This is a genomic window from Sphingomonas sp. NPDC092440 (assembly GCF_044754985.1).
Lineage (GTDB): Bacteria > Pseudomonadota > Alphaproteobacteria > Sphingomonadales > Sphingomonadaceae > Sphingomonas.
The window spans coordinates 270300-286214 of the sequence record NZ_JBIVQA010000007.1; the positions used below are offsets into that span (position 1 = coordinate 270300).

Below are 15915 nucleotides of genomic sequence, written 5' to 3' on the forward strand. Positions count from 1 at the left end.
ATAGGACGACGTTTATGAGCGATACCGCGAAGCTGCAGGTTCCGGGGAAGGATGTCGAGTATCCGGTCCTGTCGGGCAGCGTCGGACCGGACGTCATCGACATCCGCAAGCTCTATGGCCAGACCGGCATGTTCACCTACGACCCCGGCTTCACGTCGACGGCGTCGTGCGAATCGGGCCTGACCTATATCGATGGCGACGAGGGCGTGCTGCTCCACCGCGGCTATCCGATCGGCCAGCTCGCCGAACAGTCGAGCTTCATGGAGGTCAGCTACCTCCTGCTGAACGGCGAGCTCCCCTCGCAGGACGAGCTCGACAAGTTCAGCCACACGATCACGCGCCACACCATGCTGCACGAGCAGCTGGCGACCTTCTATCGCGGTTTCCGCCGCGACGCGCACCCGATGGCGGTGATGTGCGGCGTGGTCGGCGCGCTCTCGGCCTTCTATCACGATTCGACCGACATCACCGATCCGCAGCAGCGCATGATCGCGTCGCACCGCCTGATCGCCAAGATGCCGACGATCGCGGCGATGGCCTATAAGTACAGCGTCGGCCAGCCGTTCCTCTATCCGCAGAACGACCTGAGCTACACCGGCAACTTCCTGCGCATGACCTTCGGCGTGCCGGCCGAGCCCTATGAAGTGAACCCGGTCGTCGAGAAGGCGCTGGATCGCATCTTCATCCTCCACGCCGATCACGAGCAGAACGCCTCGACCTCGACCGTGCGCCTCGCCGGCTCGTCGGGCGCCAATCCCTTCGCCTGCATCGCGGCGGGCATCGCCTGCCTGTGGGGCCCGGCGCATGGCGGCGCCAACGAGGCGGCGCTCAACATGCTGCGCGAGATCGGCCGCCCGGAGCGCATCCCCGAATATATCGCCCGCGCCAAGGACAAGAACGATCCGTTCCGCCTGATGGGCTTCGGCCACCGCGTCTACAAGAACTACGATCCGCGCGCGACCGTGATGCAGAAGACGGTGCGCGAGGTGTTCGACGCGCTCAAGGTCAACGATCCGGTGTTCGAAGTGGCGCTGCAGCTCGAGGAAATGGCGCTCAACGACCCGTATTTCATCGAGAAGAAGCTGTTCCCGAACGTGGACTTCTATTCGGGCGTGATCCTCTCGGCGATCGGCTTCCCGACCACCATGTTCACTGCGCTGTTCGCGCTGGCCCGCACCGTGGGCTGGGTGGCGCAGTGGAACGAGATGATCTCGGACCCCGAGCAGAAGATCGGCCGTCCGCGCCAGCTCTACACCGGCCCCGTGCAGCGCGATTACGTGCCCGTCGGCCAGCGCTGAGGCACCTTTCCCGATATTGGCTTGAAAACGCCGTCCCTGCCTTCGCGGGGGCGGCGTTTTCGGTTAACCATCCGCGACCTTCGCTTCGGAGTCGTGGAATGCGCCAGAACATCCTGATCCTCGCCGGCATCCTCGGCATCATCGCGGGCCTGGTGTTCCTGCTCCAGGGCCTCGGCATTCTCCATCTGCCCGCCGACAGCCCGATGATCGGCAGCCGGACCTGGGCGATCCGCGGCGGCATCATCGCCGTGCTGAGCGCGATCCTGGTCGGCGGCGTCCGCCTCGTCCCCACCAGCGCCGAACGCAGGGCCGCCCGCCGGGCCGAGCGCGAGGAGCGCCAACCTTAACCGCAGCATACCAACGGGTTCAGCAAAGCGACTCAATCGCTTCTCTATCGTTCTGCCCATGCGGGAAGAGAGGAATGGAGAACCGAAATGTATCTTGCCAAGCTGATTGCCGCGGCCGCGCTCGCCACCGTCGGCGTCGCCAGCGCCGCCACTCCGGCTGTTGCCGCACCGGTGCCCACCACCAGCGTGATCGCGCTGGCGGCCGTCGCGCCCGCGGCGCAGGACTGGCGCTATCGCGATCGTGATCGCCGCCACTGGGACCGCGACCGCCGCCATTGGGATCGCGGCCGCCATCGCGGCTGGGATCGCGGCCGCTATCATCGCGGCAATCGCTATTGCCGCACCGAATGGCGCCATCACCGCCGCGTGACGGTCTGCTATCGCCGCTGAGCGGGCCTGAGGAGGCCGCTGGGGCGTCCGCCGGGATCCGGCGGGCGCCCTATTGCCGGATCGGCATGCTGAACACGAAGCGGGCGCCCTGCCCGGGCGCGCTGTCCACCACCAGGTCACCGCCCATCGCGCGGGCGAGCCGGCGGGCGATATAGAGGCCCAGCCCCGATCCGCCCGGCTCGCTCGGATCGACGCGGCCGAACTTCTCGAAGATCTTCTCCTGATCGGCCTGGGCGATGCCCTTGCCCTGATCGGCGACGATCACATGGCCGCGCGCCTCGTCGCGCTCCAGCCGGATCCACACCATCCCGCCCTGCGGCGAATAGCGCACCGCGTTGCCGATCAGGTTGACCAGCACCTGCAGCGCGCGGCGGAACTCGCCCCGCACCGGAATGCTCTCGTCCATCGCCGGCCGGTCGATCCGCACCTCGGCCTGGGCGGCGCGCACCGCCAGCAGCCCGGCGGCACGGCGCGCGACATCGGCCAGGTCGATCTCCTCGTCCGCCGTGCCGAAATCGTCGCGTTCGATCGCCTGCAGGTCGACCAGGTCGTCGACCAGCCCGAGCAGGTGCCGGCCGGCATTGGCGATGTCGCTCGCATATTCGGCATAATCGGGCTTGAGCGGCCCTTCGGTCTGCGCGCTGATCGAGTCGGCATTGGCGATGATCTTGCCGAGCGGCCCGCGCAGCGCCCGGTCGAGCCGCTGGCTGAACGAATCGGGGAAGCCGCCAAAGGGCACCGCGGCGGCGGGCACCGGCGCATCCACCTTGGGCGCGGCCGGCATCGCCTGGTCGAGCATGTGCGCCGCCCCGACAAAGCCGGCGAAGCGGCCGCCCGGATCGGCGCGCGGCGTGGCGGCCAGGCGCACCATCCGGCCGGTGCCGCGCAGCTCGGCCTTCTGCCCGTCGAACCGGCCCTGGGCCGCCACCGCGGAAAGGATCGGCAATTCGCCGGCCTCGTCCTGCTCGAGCCGGAACAGCCGGGTGAGCGGCTGGCCCAGCATCATCGAGCTGTCGAACCCGTAGCGCGCGCCCGCCTCGATCGAGAGGAAAGTGATGCGCAGCGACGCGTCGGTCTCCCACAGCCAGTCGGCCGCCGAGCGGAAGAAATCGCCGTCGCGCTCGGGCTCGCCCGCCGGCGCGCGCCAGCCCGGCCGCAGCCGCCAGCCGCTGACCTCAAGGCGCACGCCGCCCTGCTCCGGCTCGGCCCGCACCCACAATTCCAGATCGTCCTCGCCGTCCGCCGCGATGACGTTGCGCGAGATGGCGATGCCCAGCCGCTGCGAGAGCCGCGCCAGGGTGGCGATCTGGGGCACCGCGAGCGGCGCGCCGATCATGCCGCCGGCACGCATGTTGAGCTCGAACAGCCGGGCCTCGGCATCGATCAGCCGCCCCTCGGCGTCCAGCCGGGCGATCGACAGCGGCAGCGAGGGATCGATCACGTTCATTTCGCCCCTCCCCGCTGCAAGGCGATCCGGGCCGCGCGATAATCGGGATCGAGGCGAAGCGGCGCCAGCGCGTTGCGCGCCTCGGCCGGTGCGATCGCCGCGATGGAATCGAGCGTGTCGGCGAATTTCTCCAGGTCGCGCCGCGGATCCGCCTCGCTCAACGCATAGCCGATCTGGGCGACGCCCTCCCGGCCGATCTCGAGTGCGCGCAGCGCCAGCCACAGCCGTTCGGCGGCGGGATCGAGCACCAGATCGCGGGCGAGCGCATAGGGCACACCCATCGCATGGGCGAGCAGCGCGATGAACAGCACGACCCGCCGGTCGCCCAGCAACTCGACGAGCATGCCCGAAAGCTCACCCGGCTGGGCATCGATCGCCGCAGCGAAGCGCATCGCGGCGGCCTCGAGCCGATCGCCCTCGTCATAGGCGGCAAGGCTGCGCTGCGCCGCTTCGCAAAGCGCCCGGTCGAGCGCCTCGTTGATGCCCTCCACGCCTTCGCGGAGTGCGGCGGCCGTCCACCACACCAGCTTGTGATGCAGTTCGGCGGGAAGCTCGGTCTGGAATTGTCCCACTTCGGGACTCGTCCTGCGACGGCTTTCGGCGATCAGCACCGCCATGGCGCTGGCGGCAACCACCCGGTCCGGGTGCTGGACGAATCGGTTGATCAGGCTGGGCCGCTCGGGATCGTCCGGCGCGCTCATCGGCAGCGCCGTGCCCAGCATCTCCTGGCGCACCCGGGAAATCAGCTCGGCCATCAGCTCGCCATCGCGCAGCAGGCCCGAGGACCATAGCCGGGCGAGCACGGCGGTGCCCGGCTGGATCAGCGCGCCGACCAGCTCGGCCTCGCCGCGCCCGGTGAGCAGGCGCACGGCATGCTCGCGAATCTCTCCCTCCACCGTCTCCACGAGCCCGCGGAGCAGCGCGGCCAGGCCTGCGCGGCTGTGCTCGTCGAGCCGTGCCTCCTCGGGCAGGAAGAAATCTTCGACCGCGATCATCAGTCCCTTATAGGCGCGCAGCTCCGCAGCCGCCGCACGTGCGAGCAGCTCCCGGGCGCCGACGGCCGAACCATCGCGCATGTCGACGGGATTATCCGACATCGACCTCAAGCTAGCGGAAATGTCCTTAAGACGAGACTAAGCTTTTTCGCGTGCGCCCTCAACCGCCGCGGCGAGCGTGGCGAAGGAATATATCGCAACCGCAGCAAGGCCGATCGTGGCGAATCCGGCCAGCGCGAACGGCGTCAGGATGAGCAGGTGCGCCGAGGGGCTGGACCACCAGCGCCTCGGCCGGGAGGGCGCCCGCTCGACGAGCAACTGGGCGACCATGGCCACCAGGGCGAGCACGGGCGGCGTGGTGCTGGCCGTGGCGGCGAACTCGCCCCAGCCGATGAGCAGCGCGATCAGGGCAAACAGCGCGAAGATCGCCCATTCGAGCAGGCGCGCCCGCTTGTCCTCGCCGCGCAGCACCGCCATCGCCGCGCCGGTGGCGAGAGTCGCAGTGCCGGCCAGCGCGGCGACGGTGCCCGCGCCCGGCCAGCGCATCGCGGTGAGGACCAGCGCCAGCGCGGCGATCGCGCCGCCGGCGACGCTCAGCGTCCAGCCCGGAACGTTGCGGCCCACCAGCTCGGGCAGCGCGATCCGCGCGGCGCGGGTGAACACCCAGCGATCCGCCCAGTTGGTGCGGCGCTCGGTGAGCGCGGCGAGCACGCCGGTGTTGCGCGCCGCCAGCCCCTCGACGCTGCGCTCCACCGCATGGCCGCTCTTGAGCCAGCCCGTAGCGAGCGGCACATGCTCGGCGCCCGATTGGGCGGCGACGCGCAGCAGCGCCGACTGGAAGTCGTAATCCTCGGGCATCTGCGCGATCTGGGCGAGCTGCTCCACGGTGATCCGGGCGACGCCGGCCCAGCTGTCGCGCATGTCGAGCCGCTCGATCGCCGCGGGCGAGGCCGGATCGTCGGTGACGAGCAGCGCCTCGCCGCCAACCGTCGCCATCTTGTCCATCACCGGATCGGTGGTGACCAGCCCATCGGCCATCACCAGCACCTGCGCGCCGGGCGCGATCTTCTCGGCGGCTTCCTCGGCCGATCGGACGATCTCGATCCGGGGATGGCGCTTGGCGGCGCGGTTGACCGCGGTGAGCAGGGCCGGCGTCATCTTGCCCACCGCGACGAGCACCTGCTCGGCCCCGGCGCCGAACAGCAGCCGCGCCTGATATTCGAGCAGGGTCATCCCGCCAAAGGGCAGTGTTGCCATCAGCGTCCCCGGGCGGCCCTCGGCCTCCTCGACTGCGAATATGAGCCCCGCCAACATTATGCGGTGGTTAGGCGGTTCGCCCGCGAGAGGCAATTCCTCCCCGAGCTTGTCTCGGGGAGGGGGACCATTCGCAAGGCGAATGGTGGAGGGGAGTTTGAGGTTGAACCTGCCCCGCACATTCAAGGATCGTCCGGGGGGATCCGACCTCGAACGCGAGCACCGGCACGTTGCGCCGGCCCCTCCACCCCGACGCTGCGCGTCGCGGTCCCCCTCCCCCAGCAAGCTGGGGGAGGAATTAATAAATCAGATGCGGCGCCCGCGCCTCTTCCCAGGCCGCCTCGTCCGGCGCGGTGCGCGCGTCGAGGTCGCCAGGCTCCGCTCCCGCATCGTCGACCCATTCGCGCAGGTCCGGGCCGCCGTTGATCACGTCGATCGCCAGCTTGTCGAACACATATTCATAGGGGAAGTCGCGCCACAGCGGGTAATCGCCGTAAAGCCTGCGGATCGCCTTGAAGCCCAGCGCCTGGAGGCGCCAGGGCCGGAACGCGGCGTGATCATAGCTCGGCCCCTCGGCATGGATGAACACGCCCGAGCAGAGCTGGCCGACATGCTTGTGGAAAGTGGGCTGGAACCAGAGATCGCGCAGCGTGCAGCCGGTGAGCCAGGCGGGTGCCAGCGCGCGCATCTCGGCGATCACGGCCTTCGCATCGATATCGGGCGCGCCGAACAGCTCGAGCGGGCGCGTGGTGCCGCGCCCTTCGGAAAGCAGCGTTCCTTCCAGCATCACCGTGCCCGCATAGGCGCGCGCCATGTTGACGTTGGCGGCATTGGGGCTCGGGTTGATCCAGGGCCGCTCGGCCGGCCAGCCGAAGCCGGGCGCCGCGTCGGGCTGCCAGCCCGCCATCGCGATCACGCGATAGTCGAGGTCCAGCTTGAACTGCGCGATGAACCAATGCCCCATCTCGCCCAGCGTCATGCCGTGGCGCATCGGCATCGGCCCGGCGCCGACGAAGCTCTCCCAGCCGGGCAGCAGCGTCGTGCCCTCCACCGGCCGGCCGGCGGGGTTGGGCCGGTCGAGCACCCACACGCTCTTGCCGTGCGCCGCCGCCGCCTCGAGCACATAGAGCAGGGTCGTCACGAAGGTGTAGATGCGGCAGCCGACGTCCTGCAGATCGACCAGCAGCACGTCGAACGTGCCCATCGACTGGCCCGTCGGCCGCCGGACCTCGCCATAGAGGCTGAACACCGGCATGCCATAGGTGGGATCGGTGAAGTCGGGCGACTCCATCATATTGTCCTGCAGGTCGCCGCGCACGCCGTGCTGCGGGCCGAACACCGCCGAGACGTCGAGCCCGGCGGCGACCAGCGCGTCCAGCGAATGGGTCAGGTCCGCGGTCACCGAGGCGGGATGCGCGAGCAGCGCCACGCGCTTGCCCTGGAGGGGGCGACGAAGCTCAGGGTCGGCGAGCAGCCGGTCGATGCCGAATTTCATGGCGCAGCAGGTGCCGGGAGTTCGACGGCGACGCAAGCCGGATCGTCGCGCGCAACCGGCGGGTCATCCCGCCGGCACTTCGATCGCGAAGCCGCCGGGCGCATGGAAATCGGGCGCGCCCGGCCCGTGCGCGACGGACCAATAGGATTTGGCGCCGTCCGCTTCCTCGATCACTGCGGTGATGGCGACATGCCAGACGCCCTCCGGCAGCCCGCCCAGGTCGACCTGCACGCGGATGCCGTCCGCCAGCGGCTCGATCACCGGCGCGGCGAGCAGCTGGTCGCGCATGCCCTCGCGATACCCGTCGAACCGGTATGCCGCCCATTGGGTGGAGGGCGAGAAATTATACTCGAAATAGCCCTCGCCATCCGCCGGCCGCACGAACAGCTCGAAACAGGTGTGCCGCCATAGCCCGTCGGTCCGCTCCGGCAGGGCGGGCGCCGGCAGCTGCGGCATCCTTCCCGTCACGCGATAGGCAAGCACGCTCGGGCCGCGCCGGATATCGGCGGAAACCTCGACGCGCGCCACCGCATGCGGCGGATGTTCGGGATGCGGGACCAGCGGGATGTGCAGCGCCATGCCCCTGCCCTAGCCCAGTTCGCGCGGCCGGCGAAACCGGTTCAGAAGCGGAAGCTGACCCAGCCGGACAGGAAATCGGAGCTGCGATACCCTGCCCTGGTAAGCGACGGGCCCGCCGCCAGATGCTCGTACCGGCCGGTGACGGAGAGGCGCGGCGAGATCGTCCACACCAGCTGCGCCCGGCTCACATCGGCGATCTTGCGATCCGCGATCTTCTGGGTGCCGGCAAAGGGCTGGCCATTGGCGCGGTACACCGCGTCGCGCGCATCGTCGCGCCAGGCCAGCTCATATTCCGCCGTCAGCCGCACCCCCTTCACGGGCGAGAAGGCCAGTGTCGGCGCCACCGTGATCAGGTTCGAAGGCGTCAGGAACAGCTGATAGCTGTAATAGATGTTGTTGCCGAACGGCGCATAGGCGTTGCGCAGCTTGCCGTCGCCATAGCCGCCGCCGCCGCTGGCATAATCGGCATGAAAGCCGATGCGCGGCGCCGTGGCGGATTTGCCGAGGCGATAGCTCTGGGCGAAGAATGCCTGCCACGCATCGATGTCCTGGCCGATATAGCGGCCCCATTGGTGGTTGACCGACCAGTCGATCGCCACGCGCCCGACATCGCCCCACAACCGCGCGCCCGCATAATAGCGCCGCGCCGGCCCCACCCGGCCGCCCCAGGCGCCCACATCGTTGCGCCGGCGCCAGAGAAAGGGATCGAAGTAAAGCTTCGAGCCGCCCAGCCAGGCCTTGGGCAGCGCCACGCCAAACGTCACGCCCGAGAAGCGGCGCGCCGGATCGTTGACGTCGTCGTCGGGCCCGAGATCGCCATAGGCAGTGGGCCGCAGATCGAACATATCGACCCGCAGCCAGCTGCTCCGCGCCCAGGCCCGGATGCCGTTCAGCGTATAGCGGATCGTGTTGTTGTCGCGCTGCGAGACCAGCAGGTTGGGCCCGTCGGTGAATTCCTGCCGTCCATAGCGCGCGCCGATCGCCACCCCGCCCAGCTCGGCGGTCGCCTCGGCGAAATATTGCTGGAAGACGAGGTCGTTGCGCAGCGAGGCCGCCGGCACGCCCAGCTCCCGCCCCGAAATGCCGCCATGCGCGACTTCCCCGTACAGGCGCAGATGCGGCCCCAGATGGAGATCGGCCCCGGCCACCAGCCGGTTGATGTCCTGCCGCTGGTGCGGGGCCTCGCGCAGGCCGGGATTGCTCGTCAGATTGACGCGCAGCCGCGCCTCGCCCGACAGCGTCAGATAGATGTCGCCATCCTTGTCGAGCGGCAGGAATTTGAGCCGGTCGAGCGGATCGTCGCGCCGCGCCGGATCGCGCATCGCCCGCCAGTCCTCGGCCCAGCGCGACAGGCTGTAGCCACCGACCACCGCCCCGTCGCCCGATGCCCCCGCGGGATAGCTCCCGCTCCCCGCCTTCTCCTGCGATGCCGGGGCCGGGGCCGGGGCCGGGGCCGGAGCCTCGCGGACGGCCTGCGCCGCCGCGCCGCCGGTCAGCAGCATGGCAAGCGGCACGGTGCCGCCGGCAAGGGCGCGCAGCGCTATGGGCACGGAATCGAATCCTCTCTCGGATACTCGGCCGGTTTCGTGTCGGACGATGTTGATGTCCGGCCATTGTACAGCCACGCGCCCAAACGTGCCGCCTGGCAATGAATCCGAAATAATTCACATTTTCACAGATACTTATCCATATCCCCCATCCAGCGGGAGGCTCAAAACATGTGGAAATGGGGACACACCCTCCCGCAGCCATGCGGAATTCCGCACATCGTACATGCCCGACCCATGTTCGCGCCGGGGATGACGCGCCCGCGCGCCTCGGCTATGCGGCCCGCATCATGACCGAATTCAAGTCCGATCTGCTCCGCCTGCTCTCCACGCGTGGTTACATCCACCAGGTCACCGACCCGGAGGCGCTCGACGAACTCGCCACGAAGCAGATCGTCCCCGGCTATATCGGCTTCGACCCCACCGCGCCGTCGCTGCACGTCGGCAGCCTCGTCCAGATCATGCTGCTGCGCCGCCTCCAGCAGGCCGGCCACAAGCCGATCGTCCTCATGGGCGGCGGCACCGGCAAGATCGGCGACCCCTCGTTCAAGGACGAGGCCCGCAAGCTGATGACCGACGAGGTGATCCGCGCCAACATCGCCTCGATCAAGACTGTGTTCGAGAAGTTCCTCACCTTCGGGGACGGCCCCGGCGACGCAGTGATGGTCGACAATGCCGACTGGCTCGACAAGCTCGAATATATCCCGTTCCTGCGCGACATCGGCCGGCATTTCTCGGTCAACCGGATGCTGAGCTTCGATTCGGTGAAGCTGCGCCTCGATCGCGAGCAGTCGCTCTCGTTCCTCGAGTTCAACTACATGATCCTCCAGGGCTATGACTTTCTGGAGCTGTCGCGCCGCGCCGCCTGCCGCCTGCAGATGGGCGGATCGGACCAGTGGGGCAATATCGTCAACGGCATCGAGCTGGCGCGCCGGGTCGACGGCACCGAGGTGTACGGCGTCACCACGCCGCTGATCACCACCGCCGATGGCGGCAAGATGGGCAAGACCATGTCGGGCGCGGTGTGGCTGAACGAGGACCAGCTCTCGGCATTCGACTATTGGCAGTTCTGGCGCAACACCGACGATCGCGACGTCGGCCGCTTCCTCCGCCTGTTCACCGACCTGCCGCTGGACGAGATCGCCCGGCTGGAGGCACTGGAAGGCGCCGGGATCAACGAGGCCAAGAAGATCCTCGCCAACGAGGCGACGGCCATGTGCCGCGGCCGCGCCGCCGCCGAGGAAGCCGCCGAGACGGCCCGCAAGGTGTTCGAGGAAGGCTCCGCCGGCGGCGCGCTGCCCACCCATGCGGTGGCGGGCGGCAGCATCGCCGTGGTCGACGGGCTGATCGCGCTCGGCCTCTGCCCCTCCAAGGGGGAAGCCCGCCGCAAGATCGCCGAGGGCGCGATCCGCATCGACGATCAGGTGGTGAGCGATCCCGCACTCGAGATCGCGGTGGCCGCGCCGGTCAAGCTCAGCTTCGGCCGGAAGAAGCACGGGATGCTCGTGCCCGCATGACATTCCTCCGACAGGCCTGATAAGTCGCTGTTAAGCGTCTTCGTTGCAACGGGATTCACGCGGTAACGGTATCAACCGCAGACGTACCTCAAGCGTTTCGTGAGGCCGTGCGTGAATTTTGGATCGAACCTGGCTTATTCGGAGATCCGGCGGGAGGGGCGCGAGGACGTCTATTACCGCGCGCGCGCCTTCGGCCCCGACGCGAAGCAGCTGAACTTCATCATCGTCAACATCTCGCCGCACGGCCTGATGGCGCGGTGCGACGATCCGTTCGAGACGGGCGCGCGCATCCGCGTGGTGCTGCCGCATGCCGGCACCGTGGTGGCCGATGTGCGCTGGGCGCTGGGCGGCCGGATCGGCTGCCAGTTCGAGCGCGCGATCGATCTCGCCAGCTATTACGAGCTGATCTCGACCATGGTGAAGGCGAAATAGGCCCCGGGACGGAGGGGGCCGCCCGCTATTTCAACTGGCGCCAGACGCGATCCGCGGCCCTGCCGAGCACCACCGGCACGGCGACGGCCAGCAGGAGGATCACCCAATGGGGCGCATCCAGGCGCATCGCCGCCAGGGCCCCTTCGTAAACGCCGCCCACCAGGCCGATCGCGACCACCAGCAGCACCGCCGCCAACCACCATGACCTTTGCATAAAGGCCTCTCTTCCTGCGCCAGGTGGCGACCATAGCATGGATGCGGGGCCTGGGCATCCGTTGATGCCGTGGCCGTGGGAGCTCCGCCTTGCCCGATCGCTCCGCCGGCGGCTTCCAAAGACGCTGAAGGCCGAACGGCCGCGCACGCCCGGCAGGCGTTTCGCGCGATGGCCTGCCCGGATCGATCCCGGCAGGCCATCGGGTTGATCAGACCGGAGGATCGCTGCAGCAGCGCTGGCCCGGACACCTGGCCTCATCGCTGCAGCATATGGGGCCGGCGGAACAGCACCGTATCGTCGAGCAGGGGCTGCAACATATATTGATTACCTGGCCCTTCTTCTTGGCGGACAGGAAGGAGACCGGCTTCTTCATGGCCGCCTTCCACTCGGAAATGCGCTTTTCCGAGCAGGCATTCTTTCCCCATGACGTGACGTTCGTGGCCAAAGTATCCACGACCTCCACATTGTACGTCAAAACTACATTGCCGTACTTCGGGAGATTGTAACTCATATCGACGCTTCGCCCGATCGTGGCGAAGACATTGGGTACGGCGACAAGCTCCCACCGGCCGTTGCTGGAGAAGTAAAGCTCGGTGGTGACATTGATCGACGAGGTCTTGATCCCGCCATCGGTTCCGGTCGATGTTCGCAGCGAATATTCGCCGTTGGTTGCCGTCATGATCGCCGAAGCGCCGGGGGTCATGATGAGGTTGGGCTTCCCGATGATCTTGCCGCCGCGCTCGATCTGCAGCGAGACCTTGTAATATTTGGGCGAATTCTGGGTTGAGGCGCCTGCCGTCGTCAGGACGCAGGCAGAAAAAAGCAAAAGGATTTTCGCCAGGAAGGACACAACACCTCCATGCTTAGAACGTGGATTTCGCCGACCGACGGAATGCACCGCGGACCGCACGATTCGAATATAGTTTTCATTAGTAATATTTCCGGGTCATGACACGAGATCCGCGCACCATCGATCACTCAAGTCACCGGCTCTCGAGCTCATTACAACTCTACGTGAAAACAACGAGATAGATTACTATCCAGCCAGGTTGGGATACGCATGTTCCCGTCCCGCTATTCTACCCGCCGCCGCCCCGCAGGCAGGAGCAAGGGCGACGAGGCTGGGCTTGCCCCCCGATACCCGGCGCGATTGCCTGGATTGTTCCACGCTACCCTGGATCCCCGCCTGCGCGGGGATGACGGTGGAAGGCGCCATCGTCCATTCTCCGGATGCAGTGCCTCCCTGGCATCGAGATGCGGCGCAACGCCGCCTCGATACCCTATACAAGTAGCGCCTTTTCTTGCAAATTACGCATATCTTCTTTCCGTTACACAACAGATCGTTCAGCCTGCATAAGATCTATTGGTGAGAAGCTTTGCCTCCCACTAAAGGAGGGAAGCTGAAATGAAGGCATATATTGCAGGGACGGCATTGTTCGCGATGTCTGCTTGGGCGGCGCCGGCTGCGGCGGATCAGGTCCATACTTTCTCCAACGGGTGCACGCGCACCTGCTCCGGCACCTGGGTGAACGGATCGCTGCCCGGCGCGGTGGCGTGCTACAACAAGGACGGCACGCCGGGCACGGTGGGTCCGCTGAACTGCCCGAGCGGCCCGGAGAAGACGTTCAGCCCCAATATCTTCGATGCGGACGGGATCCCGCTGCCCGCGCGCGCGATCAAGGCAAATCCGCGCCGCGCGGACTGAGCGGATCCGGACCGCCGCCGCCGATCCGTCGGCGGCGGCGAACCCGCGCGCCGGTGGCCCGGCCCAAGCTCGAACAAGCCGTTGAAACTACTCCCGTCATCCCGGCGCAGGCGGGGATCCAGGGCCAGGGGCAGGTTGCACGCGGCCGAGTCCCGCGTCCTCCGGAAAGGCGCTCGCCTGGCAGCAGCCTTGTCCCGAACTACCCTGGATCCCCGCCTGCGCGGGGATGACGGAGTTTGATGATTGGGGCGCGCCCCCAGGTTGGGAACCCAAACGAGTATCCGTTTCCCGCCGTCATCCCGGCCTTGCGCCGGGATCCCGCTTCCTCCGCCCCAGGAAGACGGCGGAGCCGATCGCCCCCTACCCCGCTCGCAACAGGCTCACCGCCGCGTCGCGCTCGAACAGGTAGAGCGCGATCCGCGCCGCCTCGCCCCGCGCGGTGTGCAGCGCGCGGTCCTGGTCCTCCAGCAGCCGCGCATCGGCGTTCGCCGCCGCGATCAGCGTCGCCAGGCTCTCCGGCGTCGCCAGGCGAAAGCTCTGCTCGCCCGATTGGCGCGTGCCGAGGATCTCGCCTGCGCCGCGCAGCTCCAGGTCGCGCTCGGCGATCAGAAAGCCGTCGGTGGTGTCGCGCATCAGCGCCAGCCGTGCCCGCGACGTCTCGCTCAGCTTCTCCCCGCGCAGCAGGATGCAGTGGGACTGCCCCCCGCCCCGGCCCACGCGCCCGCGCAGCTGGTGGAGCTGGGCGAGGCCGAACCGGTCTGCCGCCTCGATCACGATCAGCGTGGCGTTGGGCACGTCCACCCCCACTTCGATCACCGTGGTCGCCACCAGCACGCCCAGCTCGCCCGCGGCGAAGCGCGCCATCACCGCGTCCTTCTCCGGCCCCTTCATCCGGCCATGGACCAGCCCGACCTTGTCGCCGAACCGCGCGGTGAGCGTGGCGGCGCGATGCTCGGCGGCGGCAAGGTCGATCTTCTCGCTCTCCTCCACCAGCGGGCACACCCAATAGGCCTGCTTGCCCGCATCGAGATGCCGGCCCAGCCCGGCGATCACCGCGTCGAGCTTGTCCTCGGCGATCACCGTCGTCTGGATCGGCTGGCGGCCGGGCGGCATCTCGTCCAGCCGGCTCACGTCCATCTCGCCATGGCTGGCCAGCTGGAGCGTGCGCGGAATCGGCGTGGCGGTCATCACCAGCAGGTGCGGCGGCACCTGTGCCTTGGCCTGGAGCATCAGCCGCTCGGCCACGCCGAAGCGATGCTGCTCGTCCACCACCACCAGCCCCAGGTCGCGATAGGTCACGCCCTGCTGGAAGATCGCATGGGTGCCGACCAACAGGTCGATCTCACCGGCGGCAAGCCCCATCAGAACGGCCTCGCGCACCTTGCCCTTGTCGCGCCCGGTGAGGATCGCGATGCGGATGTCGAGCCCGGCGAGCAGGCGCGAGAGATTGTCGTAATGCTGGCGGGCGAGGATCTCGGTGGGAGCCAGCATCGCGCCCTGCGCTCCCGCCTCGGCGGCGATCAGCAGCGCCATCGTCGCTACCAGCGTCTTGCCCGCGCCGACATCGCCCTGGAGCAGGCGGAGCATCGGCTGGCTCTGCGCCATGTCGCCCTCGATCTCGCGGATCGTGCGCGACTGGGCGCCGGTGGGCGTATAGGGTAGCCGGAGCCGGTCGCGCAGCCGCCCGTCCCCGGTCAGCGGCCGGCCGCGCTTGGCACGGGCCTCGCCGCGCACCAGCATCAGCGCGAGCTGGTTGGCGAAGACTTCGTCATAGGCGAGCCGCTCGCGCGCCTTGGCGTCGGCGGGGTCGGCATGGATGCGGGCCAGCGCCTCCTTCCAGCCGGGCCATTGGTGGCGGTCCTTCAGGCTCGGCTCGATCCATTCGGGCAGATCGGGCGCGCGCGCGATCGCCTGGGCGGCCAGCGCCGCGATCCGCTTGGACGTGATGCCCTCGGAACACGGATAGATCGCCTCGCGGCCGCCGCCTTCCGCCTCTTCGGGCAGCGCGACCTCGGGGTGCACGATCTGCAGCTCCTGGCCATATTGGTCGAGCCGGCCCGAGACCCAGCGCTTCTCGCCCAGCGGGAGCAGCTTCTTCGCCCACCCCGAATTGCCGCCGAAGAAGACGAGGCTGGCATGGTTGCCGTGCGCGTCCACCGCCTGCACCCGCGCGGGGGAGCGGGCGCTGCCGCCGAAGCGATATTGCACCGGAGTCAGCTCGATCGCGATGATCCGCCCCGCGTCCGACGCCATCAGCGCGTCGCGCGGAATGCGGTCGATGAAGCCGGTGGGGAGATGGAAGGCGACGTCGACGACGCGCGCCAGCCCCAGCCGCTCGAGCGGCCTGGCCAGGGCCGCGCCGATCCCCTTGAGCGCCGTGACTTCGGCGAAGAGCGGATTGAGGATCTCGGGGCGCATGGCGCCCGACCTAATCCTTGCGATGGCGCGCCGCTAGGGGGTGCGGGATCAGGCGATGCTGCGCGCGGGCGCGATCGCCTGGCCGGCCGCCTCGATCGCGGCATGCACTTCGATCACGGTCGAGCCGACCACCACTTCGTGCGCGCCGTCGAACGAAAGCACGCCGACATCGGCACCGGCCATGTTGATCGTCGCGACCGTCCGCACCGCGGCAATGTTGACCAGCATGGGGTCGCCGTTGATCGACTTGAGCATCACGAAACGCATTTTGGAACGG

16 protein-coding genes are annotated in these 15915 nt (G+C 68.2%); 6 read left to right on the forward strand and 10 right to left on the reverse strand.

Features of this window, described 5'->3' with window-relative positions; genetic code table 11:
* The first annotated feature begins 14 nt into the window (after positions 1-14).
* From ACIQCS_RS14215 to ACIQCS_RS14225, 3 genes are all read left to right on the forward strand, one after another.
* On the forward strand, positions 15-1298 hold the full coding sequence (locus ACIQCS_RS14215) for a citrate synthase (RefSeq protein ID WP_275916622.1): 1284 nt from the start codon (positions 15-17) through the stop codon (positions 1296-1298).
* A gap of 98 nt (positions 1299-1396) precedes the next feature.
* A complete protein-coding gene (locus ACIQCS_RS14220) occupies positions 1397-1645 on the forward strand; it encodes a hypothetical protein (protein ID WP_345851517.1) in 249 nt (82 codons plus the stop codon).
* 87 nt (positions 1646-1732) lie between these two features.
* Positions 1733-2035 carry a hypothetical protein gene (locus ACIQCS_RS14225; protein WP_345851516.1) on the forward strand — a complete coding sequence of 101 codons (303 nt, stop codon included), beginning with the start codon at positions 1733-1735 and terminating at the stop codon, positions 2033-2035.
* Between the two features lie 49 nt (positions 2036-2084).
* Here ACIQCS_RS14225 and ACIQCS_RS14230 read toward each other — a convergent pair whose 3' ends face one another.
* The 6 genes from ACIQCS_RS14230 to ACIQCS_RS14255 form a co-directional block, all read right to left on the reverse strand.
* A complete protein-coding gene (locus tag ACIQCS_RS14230) occupies positions 2085-3482 on the reverse strand; it encodes an ATP-binding protein (protein ID WP_345851515.1) in 1398 nt (465 codons plus the stop codon).
* Entirely contained in the window at positions 3479-4558 is a 1080-nt protein-coding gene (locus ACIQCS_RS14235) for a hypothetical protein (RefSeq protein ID WP_401531177.1), read from the reverse strand. The genes ACIQCS_RS14230 and ACIQCS_RS14235 overlap by 4 nt, the downstream gene beginning before the upstream one ends.
* Positions 4559-4615: 57 nt before the next feature.
* Positions 4616-5734, reverse strand: a complete 1119-nt coding sequence (locus ACIQCS_RS14240; RefSeq protein WP_401531179.1) for a hypothetical protein — start codon at positions 5732-5734, stop codon at positions 4616-4618.
* A gap of 295 nt (positions 5735-6029) precedes the next feature.
* On the reverse strand, positions 6030-7226 hold the full coding sequence (locus ACIQCS_RS14245; RefSeq protein ID WP_345851510.1) for a DUF1343 domain-containing protein: 1197 nt from the start codon (positions 7224-7226) through the stop codon (positions 6030-6032).
* Between the two features lie 63 nt (positions 7227-7289).
* Positions 7290-7805, reverse strand: a complete 516-nt coding sequence (locus tag ACIQCS_RS14250; RefSeq protein ID WP_345851509.1) for a DOMON-like domain-containing protein — start codon at positions 7803-7805, stop codon at positions 7290-7292.
* 41 nt (positions 7806-7846) lie between these two features.
* Entirely contained in the window at positions 7847-9307 is a 1461-nt protein-coding gene (locus ACIQCS_RS14255; protein WP_345852095.1) for an alginate export family protein, read from the reverse strand.
* A gap of 335 nt (positions 9308-9642) precedes the next feature.
* On the opposite strand from ACIQCS_RS14255, the gene tyrS reads away from it, so the two are divergent.
* Positions 9643-10869 carry a tyrosine--tRNA ligase gene (gene tyrS, locus ACIQCS_RS14260; RefSeq protein ID WP_345851508.1) on the forward strand — a complete coding sequence of 409 codons (1227 nt, stop codon included), beginning with the start codon at positions 9643-9645 and terminating at the stop codon, positions 10867-10869.
* Between the two features lie 111 nt (positions 10870-10980).
* Positions 10981-11301, forward strand: a complete 321-nt coding sequence (locus tag ACIQCS_RS14265; protein WP_280279222.1) for a PilZ domain-containing protein — start codon at positions 10981-10983, stop codon at positions 11299-11301.
* 25 nt (positions 11302-11326) lie between these two features.
* Here the strand turns inward: ACIQCS_RS14265 and ACIQCS_RS14270 are convergent, their stop codons facing one another.
* On the reverse strand, positions 11327-11515 hold the full coding sequence (locus tag ACIQCS_RS14270; RefSeq protein WP_345851505.1) for a hypothetical protein: 189 nt from the start codon (positions 11513-11515) through the stop codon (positions 11327-11329).
* 208 nt (positions 11516-11723) lie between these two features.
* Positions 11724-12365: a hypothetical protein gene (locus ACIQCS_RS14275; RefSeq protein ID WP_345851504.1), complete on the reverse strand. Its 642-nt coding sequence runs from the start codon at positions 12363-12365 to the stop codon at positions 11724-11726.
* Positions 12366-12920: 555 nt separating this feature from the next.
* Here ACIQCS_RS14275 and ACIQCS_RS14280 point away from each other — a divergent pair.
* On the forward strand, positions 12921-13220 hold the full coding sequence (locus ACIQCS_RS14280) for a hypothetical protein (protein ID WP_345851502.1): 300 nt from the start codon (positions 12921-12923) through the stop codon (positions 13218-13220).
* A gap of 360 nt (positions 13221-13580) precedes the next feature.
* Here the strand turns inward: ACIQCS_RS14280 and recG are convergent, their stop codons facing one another.
* On the reverse strand, positions 13581-15638 hold the full coding sequence (recG, locus tag ACIQCS_RS14285) for an ATP-dependent DNA helicase RecG (RefSeq protein WP_345851501.1): 2058 nt from the start codon (positions 15636-15638) through the stop codon (positions 13581-13583).
* Positions 15639-15686: 48 nt separating this feature from the next.
* The gene (locus ACIQCS_RS14290) at positions 15687-15905 is read right to left on the reverse strand and encodes a hypothetical protein (protein ID WP_125617325.1); all 219 of its coding nucleotides are present in this window, start codon (positions 15903-15905) and stop codon (positions 15687-15689) included.
* Positions 15906-15915: the final 10 nt, after the last annotated feature.

Coding starts and splice junctions, on each gene's coding strand:
- ACIQCS_RS14215 (WP_275916622.1), top strand. CDS start 15: ATGAGCGATACCGCGAAGCTGCAGGTTCCGGGGAAGGATGTCGAGTAT.
- ACIQCS_RS14220 (WP_345851517.1), top strand. CDS start 1,397: ATGCGCCAGAACATCCTGATCCTCGCCGGCATCCTCGGCATCATCGCG.
- ACIQCS_RS14225 (WP_345851516.1), top strand. CDS start 1,733: ATGTATCTTGCCAAGCTGATTGCCGCGGCCGCGCTCGCCACCGTCGGC.
- ACIQCS_RS14230 (WP_345851515.1), bottom strand. CDS start 3,482: ATGAACGTGATCGATCCCTCGCTGCCGCTGTCGATCGCCCGGCTGGAC.
- ACIQCS_RS14235 (WP_401531177.1), bottom strand. CDS start 4,558: ATGCGCGATGGTTCGGCCGTCGGCGCCCGGGAGCTGCTCGCACGTGCG.
- ACIQCS_RS14240 (WP_401531179.1), bottom strand. CDS start 5,734: ATGGCAACACTGCCCTTTGGCGGGATGACCCTGCTCGAATATCAGGCG.
- ACIQCS_RS14245 (WP_345851510.1), bottom strand. CDS start 7,226: ATGAAATTCGGCATCGACCGGCTGCTCGCCGACCCTGAGCTTCGTCGC.
- ACIQCS_RS14250 (WP_345851509.1), bottom strand. CDS start 7,805: ATGGCGCTGCACATCCCGCTGGTCCCGCATCCCGAACATCCGCCGCAT.
- ACIQCS_RS14255 (WP_345852095.1), bottom strand. CDS start 9,307: ATGCTGCTGACCGGCGGCGCGGCGGCGCAGGCCGTCCGCGAGGCTCCG.
- tyrS (WP_345851508.1), top strand. CDS start 9,643: ATGACCGAATTCAAGTCCGATCTGCTCCGCCTGCTCTCCACGCGTGGT.
- ACIQCS_RS14270 (WP_345851505.1), bottom strand. CDS start 11,515: ATGCAAAGGTCATGGTGGTTGGCGGCGGTGCTGCTGGTGGTCGCGATC.
- ACIQCS_RS14280 (WP_345851502.1), top strand. CDS start 12,921: ATGAAGGCATATATTGCAGGGACGGCATTGTTCGCGATGTCTGCTTGG.
- recG (WP_345851501.1), bottom strand. CDS start 15,638: ATGCGCCCCGAGATCCTCAATCCGCTCTTCGCCGAAGTCACGGCGCTC.
- ACIQCS_RS14290 (WP_125617325.1), bottom strand. CDS start 15,905: ATGCGTTTCGTGATGCTCAAGTCGATCAACGGCGACCCCATGCTGGTC.